At 67.5% G+C, this 17,771-nt stretch carries 20 protein-coding genes; 5 read left to right on the top strand and 15 right to left on the bottom strand.

The window, feature by feature from the left end; all coding sequences use genetic code 11:
• The first annotated feature begins 101 nt into the window (after positions 1–101).
• Entirely contained in the window at positions 102–2,189 is a 2,088-nt protein-coding gene (locus HB724_RS09645; protein ID WP_213980712.1) for a RelA/SpoT family protein, read from the top strand.
• 152 nt (positions 2,190–2,341) lie between these two features.
• The gene (locus HB724_RS09640) at positions 2,342–3,367 is read left to right on the top strand and encodes a glycosyltransferase family 2 protein (protein WP_213980711.1); all 1,026 of its coding nucleotides are present in this window, start codon (positions 2,342–2,344) and stop codon (positions 3,365–3,367) included.
• Position 3,368: 1 nt separating this feature from the next.
• Here HB724_RS09640 and HB724_RS09635 read toward each other — a convergent pair whose 3' ends face one another.
• Together HB724_RS09635 and HB724_RS09630 are read right to left on the bottom strand one after the other, a co-directional pair.
• Positions 3,369–4,097, bottom strand: coding sequence for a class I SAM-dependent methyltransferase (locus tag HB724_RS09635; RefSeq protein WP_213980710.1), 729 nt, complete (start codon positions 4,095–4,097; stop codon positions 3,369–3,371).
• 1 nt (position 4,098) lies between these two features.
• On the bottom strand, positions 4,099–4,521 hold the full coding sequence (locus HB724_RS09630; RefSeq protein ID WP_346344707.1) for a GtrA family protein: 423 nt from the start codon (positions 4,519–4,521) through the stop codon (positions 4,099–4,101).
• Positions 4,522–4,582: 61 nt separating this feature from the next.
• Here HB724_RS09630 and HB724_RS09625 point away from each other — a divergent pair, with 61 nt between their 5' ends.
• The gene (locus tag HB724_RS09625) at positions 4,583–6,445 is read left to right on the top strand and encodes an AcrB/AcrD/AcrF family protein (RefSeq protein WP_256731426.1); all 1,863 of its coding nucleotides are present in this window, start codon (positions 4,583–4,585) and stop codon (positions 6,443–6,445) included.
• Here HB724_RS09625 and HB724_RS09620 read toward each other — a convergent pair.
• From HB724_RS09620 to HB724_RS09595, 6 genes are all read right to left on the bottom strand, one after another.
• A complete protein-coding gene (locus HB724_RS09620; RefSeq protein ID WP_213980709.1) occupies positions 6,402–7,043 on the bottom strand; it encodes a MarC family protein in 642 nt (213 codons plus the stop codon). The genes HB724_RS09625 and HB724_RS09620 overlap by 44 nt on opposite strands.
• Before the next feature lie 19 nt (positions 7,044–7,062).
• The gene (gene folD, locus HB724_RS09615; protein WP_213980708.1) at positions 7,063–7,938 is read right to left on the bottom strand and encodes a bifunctional methylenetetrahydrofolate dehydrogenase/methenyltetrahydrofolate cyclohydrolase FolD; all 876 of its coding nucleotides are present in this window, start codon (positions 7,936–7,938) and stop codon (positions 7,063–7,065) included.
• A complete protein-coding gene (locus HB724_RS09610; RefSeq protein ID WP_213980707.1) occupies positions 7,928–8,236 on the bottom strand; it encodes a DUF167 family protein in 309 nt (102 codons plus the stop codon). Before HB724_RS09610 ends, folD begins: the two co-directional genes overlap by 11 nt.
• Complete coding sequence (locus HB724_RS09605; RefSeq protein WP_213980735.1) at positions 8,237–8,518, bottom strand: YggT family protein; 282 nt, start codon at positions 8,516–8,518, stop codon at positions 8,237–8,239.
• Positions 8,519–8,617: 99 nt separating this feature from the next.
• Positions 8,618–9,517: an acetylglutamate kinase gene (gene argB / locus HB724_RS09600; RefSeq protein ID WP_213980706.1), complete on the bottom strand. Its 900-nt coding sequence runs from the start codon at positions 9,515–9,517 to the stop codon at positions 8,618–8,620.
• A gap of 20 nt (positions 9,518–9,537) precedes the next feature.
• The gene (locus tag HB724_RS09595; protein ID WP_213980705.1) at positions 9,538–10,215 is read right to left on the bottom strand and encodes a queuosine precursor transporter; all 678 of its coding nucleotides are present in this window, start codon (positions 10,213–10,215) and stop codon (positions 9,538–9,540) included.
• A 131-nt stretch (positions 10,216–10,346) separates the two neighbouring features.
• Here HB724_RS09595 and HB724_RS09590 point away from each other — a divergent pair, with 131 nt between their 5' ends.
• A complete protein-coding gene (locus HB724_RS09590) occupies positions 10,347–11,612 on the top strand; it encodes a NupC/NupG family nucleoside CNT transporter (protein ID WP_213980734.1) in 1,266 nt (421 codons plus the stop codon).
• Positions 11,613–11,767: 155 nt separating this feature from the next.
• Here HB724_RS09590 and HB724_RS09585 read toward each other — a convergent pair whose 3' ends face one another.
• From HB724_RS09585 to HB724_RS09555, 7 genes are all read right to left on the bottom strand, one after another.
• Positions 11,768–12,637, bottom strand: a complete 870-nt coding sequence (locus HB724_RS09585) for a 3-hydroxybutyryl-CoA dehydrogenase (protein WP_213980704.1) — start codon at positions 12,635–12,637, stop codon at positions 11,768–11,770.
• A gap of 35 nt (positions 12,638–12,672) precedes the next feature.
• Positions 12,673–13,650, bottom strand: a complete 978-nt coding sequence (gene egtD, locus HB724_RS09580) for an L-histidine N(alpha)-methyltransferase (protein WP_213980703.1) — start codon at positions 13,648–13,650, stop codon at positions 12,673–12,675.
• 55 nt (positions 13,651–13,705) lie between these two features.
• Complete coding sequence (egtB, locus tag HB724_RS09575) at positions 13,706–15,013, bottom strand: ergothioneine biosynthesis protein EgtB (protein WP_213980702.1); 1,308 nt, start codon at positions 15,011–15,013, stop codon at positions 13,706–13,708.
• A 51-nt stretch (positions 15,014–15,064) separates the two neighbouring features.
• Positions 15,065–15,622 (bottom strand): cob(I)yrinic acid a,c-diamide adenosyltransferase, encoded by a 558-nt coding sequence (locus tag HB724_RS09570; RefSeq protein WP_213980701.1) that lies wholly within the window; start codon positions 15,620–15,622, stop codon positions 15,065–15,067.
• Positions 15,616–15,759 carry a hypothetical protein gene (locus tag HB724_RS09565; protein ID WP_213980700.1) on the bottom strand — a complete coding sequence of 48 codons (144 nt, stop codon included), beginning with the start codon at positions 15,757–15,759 and terminating at the stop codon, positions 15,616–15,618. The genes HB724_RS09570 and HB724_RS09565 overlap by 7 nt, the downstream gene beginning before the upstream one ends.
• Positions 15,760–15,821: 62 nt before the next feature.
• Positions 15,822–16,049, bottom strand: coding sequence for a twin transmembrane helix small protein (locus tag HB724_RS09560; RefSeq protein WP_213980699.1), 228 nt, complete (start codon positions 16,047–16,049; stop codon positions 15,822–15,824).
• A 9-nt stretch (positions 16,050–16,058) separates the two neighbouring features.
• On the bottom strand, positions 16,059–17,021 hold the full coding sequence (locus HB724_RS09555; RefSeq protein ID WP_213980698.1) for a glutamyl-Q tRNA(Asp) synthetase: 963 nt from the start codon (positions 17,019–17,021) through the stop codon (positions 16,059–16,061).
• A 96-nt stretch (positions 17,022–17,117) separates the two neighbouring features.
• On the opposite strand from HB724_RS09555, the gene HB724_RS09550 reads away from it, so the two are divergent.
• Positions 17,118–17,684: an HNH endonuclease gene (locus HB724_RS09550; RefSeq protein WP_213980697.1), complete on the top strand. Its 567-nt coding sequence runs from the start codon at positions 17,118–17,120 to the stop codon at positions 17,682–17,684.
• Positions 17,685–17,771 lie beyond the last annotated feature (87 nt).

Below are 17,771 nucleotides of genomic sequence, written 5' to 3'. Positions count from 1 at the left end.
CCGGCGGCGTTTTTGTCTTTGTGCAACACCTCGCGCCCGCCTTGCATTGGCGGCACACTAAAACATTGCAATGCGGCGCCGCCGCGCCCCATTTAGGGTACGTGCTGCGTCAATATGAACTTGTGGACCGGGTCTTGTCCTATGACCCCGATGCCGATGAAGCGTTGCTCAATCGCGCCTATGTGTTTTCGGTCAACGCGCACGGCACCCAGAAGCGCGCCTCGGGCGATCCCTATTTCAGCCATCCGATCGAAGTCGCCGGCATCCTGACCGACCTCCACCTCGATGCCGAGACGATCGCCACCGCGATCCTGCACGACACGATCGAGGACACCGTCGCCACCCCCGAAGAGGTCCGGCGCCTGTTCGGCGACAATGTCGCGCGCATGGTCGACGGCGTCACCAAGCTCTCCAAGATCGAGGCGCAGACCGAGAGCGAGCGCGCCGCCGAGAACCTCCGCAAATTCCTGCTGGCGATGTCGGACGATATCCGCGTGCTGCTGGTGAAGCTGGCCGACCGCCTCCACAACATGCGCACGCTCCATTTCATCAAGAGCGAGGAGAAGCGCCGCCGCATCGCCCGCGAGACGATGGACATCTATGCCCCGCTCGCCGAGCGGATCGGCATGTACGAGTTCATGAAGGAGATGCAGACGCTCGCCTTCAAGCAGCTCGAGCCCGAAGCCTATGAATCTATCACCCGCCGGCTCGACGCGCTCAAGATCGAGGGCGAGGACCGCATCGCCAAGATAGCCTCCGGCCTGAAGCTGCTGCTGGCGCGCGGCGGGATCGAGGCCGAAGTGAGCGGGCGCGAGAAGCACCCCTATTCGATCTGGAAGAAGATGTCCGAGCGCCATGTGTCGCTGGAACAGCTCTCCGACATCATGGCATTCCGTGCGATCGTGAAGAACGAGGAGGAATGCTATCGCGCGCTCGGCGTGATCCACCGCCGCTGGCCGATGGTGCCGGGCCGGTTCAAGGACTACATCTCCACCCCCAAGCGCAACGGCTATCGTTCGCTCCATACCAGCGTGATCCATGCCGAGAACATGCGCGTCGAGATCCAGATCCGCACGCAGGACATGCATGCCCAGGCCGAGTTCGGCCTCGCCGCCCACTGGGCCTACAAGCAGGATGCGGTGCGGCCCGATACGCAGGTGAGCTGGATCCGCGACCTGATCGAGATCCTCGAACATGCCGAGAGCCCCGAGGAGCTGCTCGAGCACACCCGCATGGCGATGTACCAGGACCGGATCTTCGCCTTCACGCCCAAGGGCGAGCTGATCCAGCTCCCCAAGGGCGCGACCCCGGTCGATTTCGCCTATGCGGTGCATTCGAACCTGGGCGACCAGGCGGTGGGCGCCAAGGTCAACGGCCGCGTCGTGCCGCTGCGCACCGAGATCCAGCAGGGCGACCAGGTCTCGATCCTGCGCTCCAAGGCCCAGGAGCCCCAGGCCAATTGGCTCAACTTCGCCATCACCGGCAAGGCGCGCGCCGCGATCCGCCGCCATATCCGCCACAAGGAGCGCGACGAGACGGTCAAGCTCGGCCGCAAGCTCTATGATGAGATCGTCCACCGCCTGCCCACCCCCGCCGCGCCCGAGGCGCTGGGCGATGCGCTCAAGCGGCTGAAGCTGGCGGATGAGGAATCGCTGATGGAGGCGATCGCCCATCGCAAGCTCACCGACGCGCAGGTGATGGAGGCGGTGATGCCGGGCTCCACCGACGGCGAGGAGCACGAGATGCCGCCGCAGAGCGCCGCGATCGACATCAAGGGGCTGACCCCGGGCGTGGCGTTCCACCTCTCCGAGGATTGCCGCCCGGTGCCCGGCGACCGCATCGTCGGCCTGCGCCGCCCCGGCCAGCCGATCGAGGTCCATGCGATCGACTGCGCCAGCCTTGCCGACACCGACGACGACGATTGGGTGGACCTCACCTGGGGCGACAAGGCCGAGGGCGGCACCGCGCGGATCGCGGTCACGCTGAAGAACGAGCCCGGCGCGCTGGGCGCGATCGCCACGCTGATCGGCCAGCACAAGGCCAATATCCTCGGCATGCGGATGGACAATCGCGACACCACTTTCCACACCAACACGATCGACCTGGAAGTCCGCAACGCCGCCCATCTGATGCGGCTGCTGGCGGCGCTCCGGGCGGCGGACGCGGTGAGCTCGGCGGAGCGGGCATAAGCCGCAAAGCCCTCTCCCTTTGGGAGAGGGTTGGGTGAAGGCCAAGTGCAACGCACTTTCGATCACCCCCTCTTCCCCAAACGGGAGTGGACGAACGCGCCCAAGCGTTTTCCATGTGACGCCGCCGCGACACCGCGCTAGACACGCCGCCCATGAAAAGGCCCGCGCTTTCCGTCGTCATCCCCTGCTACAATGAAGAGGCATGCCTCGAGATGCTGCATGCCCGCGTCTCGGCGGCGGCGAAGGGTGTCGTGGGCGAGGATTACGAGATCGTCCTCATCAACGACGGCTCGCGCGACGCGAGCTGGCCGGTGATGCAGCGCCTGTCCGCCGCCGATCCGCATCTCGTCGCAATCAACCTGTCGCGCAACCATGGCCACCAGCTCGCGCTGACGGCAGGGCTAGACCTGTGCGCGGGCGCGCAGATCCTCATCATCGACGCCGATCTCCAGGATCCGCCCGAATTGCTGGGCGAGATGCGCGCGACGATGGCGGCCGAAGGCGCCGACGTGATCTATGCCGTACGGCGCAAGCGCGACGGCGAGAGCATTTTCAAGAAGGCGACCGCCGCGATCTTCTACCGCGCGCTCGATCGGATCACCGACACGCCGATCCCGCTCGACACCGGCGACTTCCGGCTGATGACCCGCCGCGCGCTCGACGCCTTCCTGTCCCTGCCCGAGCAGGCGCGCTTCATCCGGGGCATGGTCGCGTGGATCGGCTTCCGCCAGGTGCCCTTCGTCTATGACCGGCACGAGCGCCATGCCGGCACCAGCAAATATCCGCTGGGCAAGATGATCCGCTTCGCGCTCGACGCGATCACCGGCTTCTCCACCGCGCCGCTGCGCTTCGCCAGCCATGTCGGGCTGCTGCTGACCGCGGCGTCGGTGCTGCTGATGCTCTACATCCTGGTCGGCTGGCTGATGGGCAATGCCGTGCAGGGCTGGACCTCGACGATGCTGGTCGTGGTGTTCCTGGGCGCGGTGCAGATGTTCGTGCTCGGCATGATCGGCGAATATCTCGGCCGGCTCTATGTCGAATCGAAGAAGCGCCCGCTCTACATCGTCGCGGACGTGGCCGGCCCGGTGCAGGGCCATGCCTCGCTCGGCTATCGCTTCGAGGATTCGGGCGAGGCCGGCGTCGCGCCGCAGGCGGTGCGGAGCGAAGCCGCCGAGTAACTTACTTCGGCGACGCCAGCACGATGATCGAGAGACCGGGCGGCATCGGCACCCGGCCGAGCAAATGGCGCTCCAGCCCGAACACCCCTTCGAACACGGTGTTGAGCGGCTTGGGCGGCGGCGAATCGTCGCTGTCGTCCCTGCCCGTCAGCTTGCCCGCGAAGCGCGCCGCGACCGCCACCGGGAACAGTAGCGAATTGAACCAGTGCAGCTTGCGCCATTGCAGCCCGGCCTTGTCGAGCGCGGCGGTGAGCGTGCCCTTGGAATAGCGGCGCTTGTGGTGGTTCACCACGTCATGCGCGCTCCACATCCATTGGTGCGCCGGCACGGTGACGAGGATCTTGCCGCCGGGCCTGAGCAGCGTCGCCATCGCCTTCAGCGCGGCGATATCGTCCTCGACATGCTCGACCACGTCGAGCACCGCGACCAGATCATAGCTGCCGGGCGCGACGCCCTCCAGCTCGGGCAGCGGCGAGGAGCCGACCGGCTTGCCCAACCGCTCGCTCGCCTTGGCCGCCGCGGTCTCATCGATCTCGATCGCGTCGACCTCGCCGAACTGCGCGAGCATCGGCAGGTTATGGCCGGTGCCGCAGCCGATCTCGAGGATGCGCGCATCCCCCGGCAGATCGCCGAAGCGCGTCAGATAGTCCGACAGGATCTCGCGGCGGGCGCGATACCACCAATGGGTGGTGTCGTGCGCGGCCATGCGTTCGTAGACGATGCGATCCATATCAACCAAATACCAGACGACGATTGAGGCCGAACGTGACGAGCGGCGTCACGAGCACGGCGGGAACGAGCGGCCACCAGGTGGGGCCATGGACGAGCGGCCCGGTCAGCAGCCAGGTGAACGCCGCATTGAGCAGCATGCCGACCGACTGGACCGCGAAGAACTTGCCCTGGGTCTTGATGCTGCCGGTGTCGGCGCCGTGCCCCTTGAAGCTCCAGGCGCTATGGATGAAATAGCCGAAGATCACCGCGCAGACGAACCCCGCGATCGATGCGGCCACGGGATGGATCACATAGGTCGCGAGCGGCCAGTAGACGACGGCATAGACGACCGTCGAAAGGCCCCCGGCGATGCCGAAGCGGATCAACTGGCCCAGCAGGCCCTCGCTCCACATCGCCTCGAATCGTTGAAAGATCGCCGTCACTCTCGCTTGCCCTTGCGCAAGGCGCCGCCCTAATGCGGTGCGCGAAGCGAGGGAAGCCATTTTGAATCTGAAGCCACTCCGCGGTTTCCGCCTGCAGGACGAACTGGAGCAGCGCTGGCTCGGCTGGACGCTGGTGGCCTGGGCGTGCGTCGTCGCCTGGTATCTCGTGCAGCGCCAGGGCAATATTTATTGGCTCGCGCTGGGCGACACCGACGACAATATGCGGCTGATGCAGGTCCGCGCACTGCTCGCGGGGCAGGGCTGGTATGATCTGCGCCAATATCGCCTCGATCCGGCGCTGGGCGGGTTCGACATCCACTGGTCGCGCATCGTCGACCTGCCGATCGCCGCGCTGATCCTGATCCTGAAGCCTTTCCTCGGCGTTGCGGCCGCCGAGAAATGGGCATGCGGCATCGCGCCGCTGCTGCCGCTGTCGATCGCTATGATCGGCATCGCGCTCACGATCCGCCGGCTGGTCTCGCCCCAGGCATGGCCGATCGGACTGATCGTGCTGATGGGCTGCGGCTCGACCTTGTTGATGTTCGCGCCGATGCGGATCGATCATCATGGCTGGCAGCTCGCCGCGCTGGCGATGACGGTGGCCGGCCTGGCCGATCCGGCGCGAGCACGGGGCGGCGCCACCGTCGGCCTGTCGAGCGCCTTCTCGCTGACGATCGGGCTGGAGATGCTGCCCTATTGCGCGATGGCCGGGGCGATCATCGGCCTGCGCTGGGTGTGGGAGGCCGCCGATGTCCGCCGGATGCAGGTCTATGGGCTGACGCTGGCGGGCGGTTCGGCGCTGGGCTTCGCGCTGTTCGCGTCCAACGCCAACCAGGTGCTGCGCTGCGATGCCCTCACCCCTGTCTGGCTGACGGTGATGATCGCGGCGGGCACTTTGCTGTTCGCGCTGTCGTTGTGGAATCCGGAGAAACGCTGGGTGCGGCTGCTGCTGGCGGCGCTGGCGGGGGCGGCGATCGCGGCCGGCTTCGCCCATTTCTTCCCCCAATGCCTGGGCCGGCCCGAGCAGGTATCGGACGAGCTCTACACGACCTGGCTCAGCAACGTGCGCGAGGCACGGCCGATCTATCGCCACGCGCTCAAGACCGCCTTCCCGATCGCAGCGCTGCCGATCATCGGCATCATCGGTGCGGCGATAGCCACCTGGCGCGCGCGCCGGAGCGAGGCGCTGGTCGGCTGGGCGGCGGTGGCGCTGTTCACCGCCTTTGCCGGCGCGATGCTGCTCTGGCAGATCCGCGCCGGACCGGCCGCGCAGATGCTCAGCGTGCCGGGCGCGACGGCCTTGGTCTGGTTGCTGATCCCATGGTTCCTGAAGCGCGGGTCGATGCTGGTGCGCGTGCTCGGATCGGTGATCGGCTTCCTGCTCGTCTCGGGGCTGTTCACCGGGCTCGTCGTGCCCTGGCTGCCGAGCGGCAAGCCGGCCAAGGGACCGGACCTGGTCGGCAAGGCCAATGCCGCCTGCGCGCGCATCTCTCAGCTCAGGCCGCTGAATGCGATTCCCGCCGCGACCTTCTTCACCCATGTCGACATGGGGCCGCGGCTCATCACCGTGACGCACCATAACGCCATCGCCGGCCCCTATCACCGCAACGGCGACGCGATCCTGGACGTCCACCACGCCTTTACCGGCACGGCCAGGGGCTTCCGGCCGATCGCGGCGCGGCACAAGGCGACCTATCTGCTGACCTGCCCGAACATGGCCGAGACGACGGTCTATCGCGCCCGCAACCCCAACGGCTTCTATGGCCAGCTCGCCAGGGGGCAGGTGCCGAACTGGCTGGAGCCGGTGGAGCTGCCGAAGAACTCGGCCTTCCGGCTGTGGAAGATCCGCTACGACCTGCCGGACGTGCCCGAGCCGCCGGTCAGTGCCCCGAAACCGCGGCCCCGGCCACCAGCGAAGCCCTGATCCCGTCGATCACGAACTGCACGGCGAGCGCGGCGAGCAGCACGCCGAGCAGGCGCGAAACGACGGCTTCGATCTTGGCGCCGACAAGCCGCATGATCGGCCCTGCTGCGAGCAGCGCGACCAATGACAGCAGCAGCACCGCCGCCATCGCGGCCAGCACCGTGGAAGAGCGCTCGATCCCGTCATTCTGCGACATCAGCAGCATCACCGACGCGATCGATCCGGGGCCGGCCAGCATCGGCATCGCCATCGGGAAGATCGAGATGTCGGGCACCTCGGATGCCTTGACCTTCTCGGCCCGGTCCTCGCGCCGCTCGGTGCGCCTCTCGAACACCATTTCGAGCGCGATCAGGAACAGCATGATGCCGCCGGCGATGCGGAAGGCATTGAGGCTGATGCCGAGCGCGCGCAGCAGCGCCTCGCCGAACAGGGCGAAGCCGACCAGGATGATCCCGGCGACGAACACCGCGCGCACCGCCATCACACGGCGATGCGCGGCGCTGGTGCCCGAGGTGAGCCCCGCGAAGATCGGGGCGCAGCCGGGCGGATCGATCACCACGAAGAAGGTGATGAATGAAGAGACGAACAGCTCGATCATGCGGGGAGGACGCCCCGCATCAGATCGTGCCCTTGTCCAGCGGCACCCCGGCATTGCGGTGCGCGGCGACCAGGGTGTTGCGCAGCAGGACGGCGATCGTCATCGGCCCCACCCCGCCCGGGACCGGCGTGATCGCGCCCGCGATCGCGGCGGCGCTGGCGAAGTCGACATCGCCGACCAGTCCCGCTTCGGTGCGGTTGATGCCGACGTCGATCACGGTGGCGCCCGGCTTGATCCAGTCGCCCTGGACGAAATTGGGTCGGCCCACCGCGGCCACGACGATATCGGCATGGTGGAGATAATGCGGCAGGTTGCGGGTGCGCGAATGGGCGAGCGTCACCGTGCAGTTCCTCGCGGTCAGCAGCGCCGCCATCGGCTTGCCGACGATGTTCGAGCGGCCGATCACCACCGCGTCGAGGCCCGACAGGTCGCCGAGCCGATCCTCCAGCAGCATGACGCAGCCGAGCGGCGTGCAAGGGACGAAGCCGTCCAGCCCGGTCGCGAGCCGGCCGGCATTGACCGGGTGGAAGCCGTCCACGTCCTTGTCGGGGCTGATCCGGATGAGCACCGCCTGCTCGTCGATATGCGCCGGCAGCGGCAACTGGACCAGGATACCGTCTACCGCCGGATCGGCATTGAGCCGGTCGACCAGCGCGATCAGCTCGTCCTGGTTCGTCTCGGCGGGCAGCTTGTGCTCGAAGCTCTCCATCCCCGCCTCGCGGGTCTGCTTGCCCTTGGAGCGGACATAGACCGCGGAGGCCGGATCCTCGCCCACCAGCACCACCGCCAGGCCAGGCGGACGCCCCGCCTTTTCGCGGAAACCGGGTACGAATTCCGCCACGCGGGCGCGCAGGCCCGCCGCGAATGCCTTGCCGTCGATGATCTCAGCCGTCATGCGACCCGCCATAGAGGCTGGCGGCGATCTCTGCCAGCGCCTGCGGATCGCCCGCGATCGAAAGCCGCTTGAGCCGTGCCGTATCTCCCGCGATCAGCGTGACCGCGCGCTTGGGCACGCCGAACGTCTTGGCGACCAGCGGCACCAGCGCCGCGTTGGCGGCGCCCTCCACCGGCGGCGCGGCGAGCCTGGCGGCGAAATGCTCCTCGGTGCCGGGCAGGAAGGCGTCGCGCGATGCCCGGGGCGTCACGCGCACCGCCACGTCGATACCGTCCGCCGTGACGCGCCAGGCGGGCATTCAGCCCAGATAGGCCGCTGTCGCGATCTGCCGCTGGAGGAACGGGATCAGATAGCCGCTGACGATGATGAGGACCAGCAGCACGACCAGCGGCGAAATGTCGAGCGCGCCGAAATCGGGGAGGATCCGCCGGATCGGACGATAGACCGGCTCGGTCAGCCGCCCCAGCCCGTCCCACAGCGCGCGCACGAAATCATTGTGCGTGTTGATGACGTTGAAGGCGATGAGCCAGGAGAGGACCGCCTGGACAACGATGATCCACCAGAACACGTTCAAGAGCATCTGGACGATGTTCAGCAGCGTAATCAGAAAGTCGGTCAAGGGTATCTCCACGAGGTGTATTGCGCCCGGAATACAGGAAAGCGCGGGTCTCCCACAAGTTCAGGCGTGGACCAGCGTACCGGCGCCCTGGCGGGTGAAGATCTCGAGCAGCATCGCATGGGGGATCCGCCCGTCGAGGATGACCGCCGCATCGACTCCGGCATTGACCGCGGCCACGCAGGTCTCGACCTTGGGAATCATCCCACCCGAGATCGTGCCGTCGGCCTTCAATGCGGCGATGCCCGCCGGATCGAGATCGGTCATCAGCTCGCCCGACTTGTCCATCACGCCCGGCACGTCGGTCAGCAGGAAGAAGCGCGCCGCGTTGCAGGCCCCCGCGATCGCGCCGGCCATCGTATCGGCGTTGATATTGTAGGTGTTGCCGTCCGCGCCCATCGCGATCGGGGCGACGACGGGGATGAACCCCTGTGCCGCGAGCGACTTGAGGATCGCGGGGTCAACCGCCACCGGCTCGCCGACGAAACCCAGGTCGACATGCCGCTCAATGCCTCGGAGCGGATCGGGCTCACGGCCCTGGACCTTCTCCGCCGTCACCAGCGCGGCATCCTTGCCCGAGATGCCGACCGCCTTGCCGCCGGCCTGGGCGATCCAGCCGACGATCTCCTTGTTGATCGAGCCGGCCAGGACCATCTCCGCGATCCGCGCGGTCTCGGCATCGGTGACGCGCAGGCCGCCGACGAACTTCGATTCGACGCCTAGCCGCTTGAGCATGGCCCCGATCTGCGGGCCGCCGCCATGGACGACGATCGGATTGATCCCCACCGCCTGCAGCAGCACCACGTCCTCGGCGAAGTCGCGCTGGAGCTCGGGATCGCCCATGGCGTGGCCGCCATATTTCACCACGAAGGTCTTGCCCGCATAGCGCTGGAGATAGGGCAGCGCCTCGGTGAGCGTTTCGGCCTTGGCGAGCATCGCCGGATCGGGGGAATGATCGGTCATGCGCGGCCCTTTACTGGCCCTCAGGCGCGGCGTCCATCGAGTGCGCGGCCGATGGCGACGAACATGTAGATCAGCGGCGGCACGAGGATCAGCGACAGCACCACCTTGGTCAGCATCTGGCCGATCAGCAGCTCGCCGATCGGGAACACGCCGTAAAAGGCGATAGTGACGAAGATCAGCGTGTCGGTGACCTGGCTGAGCACGCTGGCGATCGCCGAGCGCAGCCAGAGCAGGCCGCTGCCGCCGCGCTTCAGGGCGCTGAAGATGGTGACGTTGAGGATCTGCGAGACGCCGTAAGCCAGGATGCCGCCCAGCCAGATGCGCGGCGTGCCCGCCATCATCAGCTCGAAGGCATGGAGCCGATCGGGCGCCATGCTGGGCGAGGGCGGCAGCGTCAGCACCAGCAGCGCGAGCAGCACCGAGGTCACCAACGGCACGAAGCCGAACACCACCAGCCGCTTCGCCGTGTCCGGCCCATGCAGCTCGGCGACCGCGCTCGACACCGACACCAGCAGCAGGAAGGCGAAGATCCCCGCCTCCACCGCCAGCGGACCGACGCCGACCAGGTTGCCGATTTCGGAGACCGGCCCGAGCGAAACCTGCTTGTTGCCGAGCACGCCGGCGATGCAGACCATGCCGCCGTAGAATATCGAGAGGAAGAAGAGCGAGCGCGCGATCGCGGGGCGGAAACTGTCCATCGCCCGGACGCTAGCGGCAAAGCGCGGGCGGTGGAAGATGGCGGGCGCGCCCTCTGGCCTCGCGCCGCGCAGCGTGTATGCTTTCGCCTTTGCCGGCCGATCCAGCCGGCGCCTGGGGTGCGACCAACCGGATGACTCATTTCCCGATCGGCATTTTCGGCGTGCTCGCGATCCTGGCGATCGCGTTCCTGCTTTCGACCAACAAGCGCGGCATCCGGCTGCGCGTCGTCGGCGCCGCCTTCGCGCTCCAGGCGGGGATCGCGGTGCTGGTGCTGCGGACGAGCTGGGGGCAATCGGCGCTGCACACGCTTTCCAACGGCGTATCGGCGCTGCTCGGCTATGCCGGGGCGGGCACCAGCTTCCTGTTCGGGCCGCTCGCCAGGCCCGAGCTGGGCGGGCAGAGCTTCGCCATCGCGGCGCTGCCGGTCATCATCTTCTTCGCCGCGCTCGTTTCGATCCTCTACCATATCGGGGTGATGCAGTTCGTGATCCGCTGGATCGGCGGCGGCATCGAGAAGGTGGTGGGCACCAGCAAGGTCGAATCGCTGTGCGCCGCCGCGAACATCTTCGTCGGGCAGAGCGAATCGCCGCTGGTGATCCGCCCCTATCTGGCACGGCTGACGCCTTCGCAGCTCTTCGCGGTGATGACCGTCGGCATGTCGGGCGTCGCGGGGACGATCCTGGCGGCCTATGCCAGCCTGCTCGGGCCGGCATCGCTCCCCTATCTGCTCGCTGCCTCGTTCATGGCGGCGCCGGGCGGCCTGCTGATGGCCAAGATCATCATGCCCGACGCGATCGCCCCCAAGGACGGCGAGTTGCCGCTGAACGACGATCCCGAGGAAGAGCTCATCAAGGTCGCCGAGCACGACCTGGAGGAGGAACGCGCGGCCAACCTCATCATGGCCGCATCGATGGGCGCATCGACCGGCGTGAAGATCGCGGTGGCGGTGGGCGCCATGGTGCTGGCGTTCGTGGCGCTGGTGGCGCTCGCCAACGGGCTGCTGGGCGGCGTGGGCGGCTGGTTCGGCCATCCCGAGCTGAGCTTCCAGTCGATCATCGGCACCGTGTTCGCGCCGGTCATGTACCTGCTCGGCATCCCCTGGCACGAGGCGCTGGAGGCGGGCGGGCTGTTCGGCACCAAGCTGGTGCTCAACGAATTCGTCGCGTTCATCGACCTGGGCCATCTGACCGACCTCGCGCCGCGCACCCGGGCGATCATCACCTTCTCGCTGTGCGGCTTCGCCAATTTCAGCTCGATCGCGATCCAGATGGCCGCGACCGGCAGCCTCGCGCCGAACCAGCGGCCGATGATCGCCAAGCTCGGTATCCGCGCGCTGATCGCGGGGAGCCTGGCGAACCTGATGTCGGCGGCGCTGGCCGGGCTGCTGCTGCCTTAGGGCGTTCAGAGTTCGGAATGACGAGGCCTCAAAGCCCTGCCGTCACCCCGGCACTGCGGCCGGGGTGACGGATGAGAGGCAGGGCGCTCGCGACCGATCATAGCGATGAGAAAGAATCTGGCCTGGGTTGCAGGCCAAATCCTACATTGCAAGCCTCAGCGTGTCGGCACCGGTTCCGCGCCCGAATAATCGTAGAAGCCGCGCTTCGTCTTGCGGCCGTACCAGCCGGCTTCGACATATTTCACCAGCAGCGGCGCCGGGCGGAACTTGGGGTCGCCGGTGCCTTCGAACAGGACGCGGGTGATCTCCAGGCAGGTGTCGAGGCCGATGAAGTCCGCGAGCGTGAACGGCCCCATCGGATGGTTGAGGCCGAGCTGGCAGGCGGCGTCGATATCGGGGATCGTCGCGACGCCCTCGCCCAGCGCGAAGCATGCCTCGTTGAGCATCGGCATCAGCACGCGATTGACGATGAAGCCCGGCGCGTCGTTCGCATGGACGATGCGCTTGCCGAGCGAGCTCCCGAACGCCTCGACCGCGGCGACGGTGGCATCCGAGGTGGCGAGGCCGCGGATCAGCTCGATCAGCCCCATCACCGGCACCGGATTGAAGAAATGCACGCCCACGAAGCGGCCGGCATCGGGCGCGGCCTGGGCGAGGCGGGTGATCGGGATCGACGAAGTGTTGCTCGCGAGGATCGCGTCCGGCCCCAGCACCTTGCCGACAGTCTCGAAGATCTGGCGCTTGATGGCCTCGCGCTCGGTGGCGGCTTCGATTACCAGCGCGCACGGGGCCATGGCCGAGACGTCGGCGATCGTGGTGATGCGGCCGAGCGCGGCTTCGGCATCGGCGGCGGCGATCTTTTCCTTCTCGACCGCGCGGGCGAGCTGCCTGGCGATGCCCGCCTTGCCCGCCTCGGCGCGTGCCTGATCGACGTCGGAGAGCAGCACTTCATAGCCCGCCTGCGCCGAAACCTGGGCGATGCCCGCCCCCATCTGCCCCGCACCGATAACGCCGACCGTCTTCATCATCCGTCTCCCTGAGTCGCGTGTCGCATAGGGCGTCAGGGCGCAGTCCTCAACGGCTGGGCTTCGCAGAGCAGCAGCGCGAACCAGTCCTGCTGATCGGTCCATTCGGCGATCGGGGTCCAGCCGCCGGCGCGCAGGAGCTGGCGGGCGCCGTTGGAGCCGTATTTATGGCTGTTCTCGGTGTGGATCGTCTCGCCCTGGAGCATGGCGAAGGGGCGGCCATCGACCTGGAACGTGACGTCGCGCGCCGCCTCCAGATGCATCTCGATCCGCGCGGCATCGGCATTCCAGATCGCGCGGTGGCGGAAGGCGTCGACGGGGATCGTGCCGCCCAGCTCGCGGTTGATCCGTTCGAGCAGGTTGAGATTGAATTCGGCGGTCACCCCGTGCGGGTCGTCATAGGCGGGGATCAGGATGTCGGGCGACTTGACCCGATCCATGCCGATCAGCAGCCGCGCGCCCTCGCCCAGCCAGGTCCGCATCGCCCGGAGCAGATCCACCGCGTGCCAGGCGTTCATGTTGCCGATCGTCGAACCGGGGAAGAAGCCGAGCTTGGGCATGCGCGCGACCTGGGCGGGCAGCGGCACCGGGCGGAGGAAATCGGCCTCGACCGGATAGACCGGCAGGCCCGGAAACGCCTGCGACAATTCGCCGGCCGACTGGCGCAGGAAATCGCCCGAGATGTCGATCGGCACATAGGCGGCGGGATCGATCGCGCGCAGCAGGATCGGCGTCTTGGTGGACGAGCCCGAACCGAACTCGACCACCGCCGCGCCGCGCGCCGCGAGCGCGCCGAGCTCGGGGCCGGTCTGCTGGAGCAACGCCGTCTCGGTGCGGGTGGGGTAATATTCGGGGAGGTCGGTGATCGCCTCGAACAGCTCCGAGCCGCGGCGATCGTAGAACCAGCGCGCGGGGATCGCCCGCGGGCTTGCCGCGAGGCCGTTCAGCACATCGGCGCGGAAATTGGGATCGGCGAGGCCGGCCTGGCCGTCCTCCAGCTCCTGCTTGAGCATGGTTAAGCGCCCTTTTCCTGTTCGTCATCCCGGTGACGAAGAATGGTGGTTGGCATCAGAGATCCTTGGCCAAGCGGACGCCGGTGAACTGCCAGCGCTGATGGGGGTAGAAGAAGTTGCGATAGGAGGCGCGGACATGGCCGCGCGGGCTGGCGCAACTGCCGCCGCGCAGTACGAACTGGCCGCTCATGAACTTGCCGTTATATTCGCCGACGGCGCCCTCGGCGGTCTTGAAGCCCGGATAGGGGCGATAGGCGCTGCCGGTCCATTCCCAGACATCGCCGAAGAAGGCGGGGCCGCCCGCGGCCGGGCGAGGCTCGACCGGGCCGGCGGCGTCCAGCTGGTTGCCGCCGAGGGGATCGTGCGACGCGGCCATGGCTTCCCATTCGAATTCGGTGGGCAGGCGGGCCCCGGCCCAGCTCGCATAGGCATCCGCCTCGTAGAAGCTGACATGGGTGACCGGGGCGGCAGGATCGATTCCGCGGCGGCCGTCGAGGCCGAAGCGGGTCCAGACATCGTCCTCCAGCCGCCAATAAAGCGGCGCCTCGATGCTCTGAGCCTGGACCCAGGCCCAGCCATCGGCCAGCCAGTGGCGCGGATCGCGATAGCCGCCCTCGGCGATGAAGGCGGCCCATTCGCCGTTGGTGACGGTGCGATCGGCGATCGCATGGGGATGGAGCAGCGCGGCGTGGCGCGGCGTTTCGTTGTCGAACGCGAAATCGCCGGCCGGATTTCCGGGTGCGGCGGTTGACACGGTTGACACCGCTATTGGGAAATTCTCTCCGACCTCGACGATCCCTTGCCGGCCCTCGATCCAGCCGATCGGGCCCGGCATCTCGACGGGGATCTTGCGGTCCCCCCGCCACAGCGCCGGCTCCAGCGGATTGACCGAGAAATGGTGGAGGATGTCGGTCAGCAGCAGTTCCTGGTGCTGCTCCTCATGGTTGCAGCCGAGCTCCACCAGCGCCTGTGCCTGCCGGGGCAGATCGGGCAGCGCGCGGAGCAGCGCGGCGTCGACGGCGGCGCGATAGGCGAGGATCTCGTCGAGCGAAGGACGCGACAGCATGCCGCGCCGCGGACGGGCGTGGCGCGCGCCCTCGGCTTCGTAATAGCTGTTGAACAGGAAGGGCCAGCGCGCATCGAACAGGCGATAGCCGGGCACGAAATCACGCAGCACGAAGGTCTCGAAGAACCATGTCGTGTGCGCGAGATGCCATTTGGCGGGCGAGGCATCGTCCATCGACTGGATCGTGGCATCGGCATCGGAGAGCGGCGCCGCCAATGCGACGCTGAGCGCCCGGACCCGCGAAAAACGCTCGCCGAGCGAAACGGAAGCCGGGGCCGGACCAGTCTTCGTTCTCATTTTGTTCTCCTAGCAGGCTGCGCCCTGCCGGTCAATCGCGGTTCGCTCGGCTCAGCGTGAGGCCCCCGGAACCCAGAGAACGTCCCCACCGGCATTCTGGTTCACCGCGCGCGCGGCGACGAACAGGAGATCGGAAAGGCGATTGAGATACGCAAGGGCATCGGGCGCCAAAGCGACCGATCGGCCCGCGGCGACGGCGGTCCGTTCGGCCCGGCGGACGACCGCGCGGGCGAGGTGGAGCGCGGCGGCGGACGCCTCGCCGGCGGGCAGGATGAAGCTGGTCAGCGGTTCGAGCGCGGCGTTGAGATGGTCGATCCGCTCCTCCAGCCAGGTCACCTGGGCGGGGACGATGCGCAGCGCGCCCGCCATCTCGATCGGGGTGGCGAGATCGGCGCCGAGATCGAACAGGTCGTTCTGGATGCGCGCGAGCATCTCGCCCAGGCTGCCGGGGCCGAGCGCGGCGCGGGCGACGCCGATCGCGCTGTTCGCCTCATCCACGTCGCCGATCGCGGCCATGCGCGGATCGGCCTTGGACACGCGCGAGCCGTCGACCAGGCCGGTGGTGCCGGCATCGCCGGTGCGGGTGTAGATCTTGTTGAGCTTTACCATGAGCGAGGCGGCGCCAGGAAGGTTGCGGTCAATGCCAGCGCGGCCGGCACCAGCATATAGCTCGCCGCGGCAATGCGCGTGGAAGCGGCATAGCCGCGACGCAGCAAGAGGAACCAGAAGAAGAGCCAAGGGGCCATCAATAGTCCCAGCATCAGCAGCGGGTGGATAGCGCGCGGCTCGGACGATGACGCTGCAGCTTTCACCCTTTCGCCGAGGCGATCAGCAGGATCAGCGCGATGATGCCGATCGCGATCCCCTGGAACAGGATGCGCTTCTGCATCAGCTTGTTGGATCGCAGCGCCCGCTCGCTGGGGCCGGGGCCTTCCAGATCCTGGCTGGTGGTGCCGGCCATGTTGACCAGCCCCCGGATGAGGAAGAACAGGGTCGCGAGCATCGCGGCGATGAGCAGGATGGCGAGGAAGAGCATCCCCCTTCCCTACTCCCCTGCGGCGGCGATTCCAACCGGGAGGCGGCCGGCGCGCAATCGCTCCGCCAGCGCGCGGCCGTCCTCGCCGGCGAGGCGCAGCGCCTCCAGCGTCGGGGCGCCGTGGCGCTTGGCGAGGCGGGTGCCGTCGGGGCCGAGCAGCAGGTCGTGGTGGCGGTATTCGGGGGTGGGCAGGCCGAGCAGCGCCTGGAGCAGGCGGTGGACGTGCGTGGCGGCGAACAGATCCCGGCCGCGGATGATGTGGGTGATGCCTTGCGCGGCATCGTCGACGGTGACGGCAAGGTGGTAGCTGGCGGGGGCGTCCTTGCGGGCGAGGATGACGTCGCCGTGCGGGCGGGGGTCGGCGCGGACCCAGCCGGTAAAGGCATCGTGCCACATCAATTCCTCCCCGGCACGGGGAGGGGGACCGCGGCGAAGCGGTGGTGGAGGGGCGGCGGCGTAGCCGCCGTCTTCGACGGCGCCCCTCCACCATCCTTCGGATGGTCCCCCTCCCCGAGCAAGCTCGGGGAGGAATTTTAGAGCAGCCGCCATGTCCAGGCGCCAACTATGGGGACGGGTCAGGTCCGGATCGGGGAGCCCCCGGCAGGTTCCCGGATAGAGCGCGCCTTCCGGGCCGTGCGGGGCCGAGAGGCTCGCGGCGATGTCGGCGCGGGTGCAGAAGCAGGGATAGAGCAGGCCCATCGCCTTCAGCCGATCGAGCGCCCCGGCATAGAGGTCCAGCCGCTGCGACTGGAACGTCGCTTCGCCGTCCCATTCCAGCCCGAGCCATTCGAGATCCCGGAAGATCGCGTCGACATGCCCGGGGCGCGAGCGGGTGCCGTCGATATCCTCGATGCGCAGGCTGAAACGGCCGCCGGCGGCGCGGGCGAAATCGTGCGCCTGCATCGCCGACCAGGCGTGGCCGAGATGGAGCCGGCCGGTGGGGCTGGGCGCAAATCTTGTGTGGATAATCATGAAACCGGCCCTTGACCGCGAGTCGCGGCATATGCTGTCATGATGGCGTCACGCTCTCGCGCAAGAGAGCGGGGCACCACAAGGGCGAGGGAGCGCATGTATCATCCCGATTTGATCCGCCATCCAGATGGGTGTCCCGCACTCGTTTTGAACGCCGATTATACCCCGCTCAGCTATTATCCCCTGAGCGTGTGGCCCTGGCAGACGGCGATCAAGGCGCTGTTCCTCGATCGGGTGGACGTGGTGTCCTATTACGAACGCGAGGTTCGAAGTCCCAGCGCGAGGCTGAAGCTTCCTTCGGTCATCGCGCTCAAACAATATGTCAAACCTTCCAATTTCCCCGCCTTCACCCGGTTCAACCTCTTCCTCCGCGACAAGTTCGCCTGCCAATATTGCGGCGCGACGCGCGACCTCACCTTCGACCATGTGATCCCCAGAGCCCAGGGCGGACGCACCACCTGGGAGAATGTCGCGACGGCCTGCGCCCCGTGCAACCTGCGCAAGGGCGGGCGGACGCCGAAACAGGCCGCGATGCCGCTCCACATCACGCCGATCCGGCCGACGAGCTGGCAATTGCAGGAACATGGCCGGCGCTTCCCGCCCAACCACCTGCACGAGACCTGGCACGACTGGCTCTATTGGGACGTCGAGCTGGAGGCATAATCCTCTTCGCGCCGGGTACGCCGACATTCGTGCCGCTTCCGTGACAACTGTGTTATTGTAACAACACAGTTGGTTCGCTAGACTCAC

Source organism: Sphingomonas sp. dw_22 (genome assembly GCF_018449795.1).
In the GTDB taxonomy this organism is placed as follows: Bacteria; Pseudomonadota; Alphaproteobacteria; order Sphingomonadales; family Sphingomonadaceae; genus Sphingomonas.
Note: the sequence above shows the minus strand (reverse complement) of the source record. Positions and strands in the feature narration are given on the sequence as shown.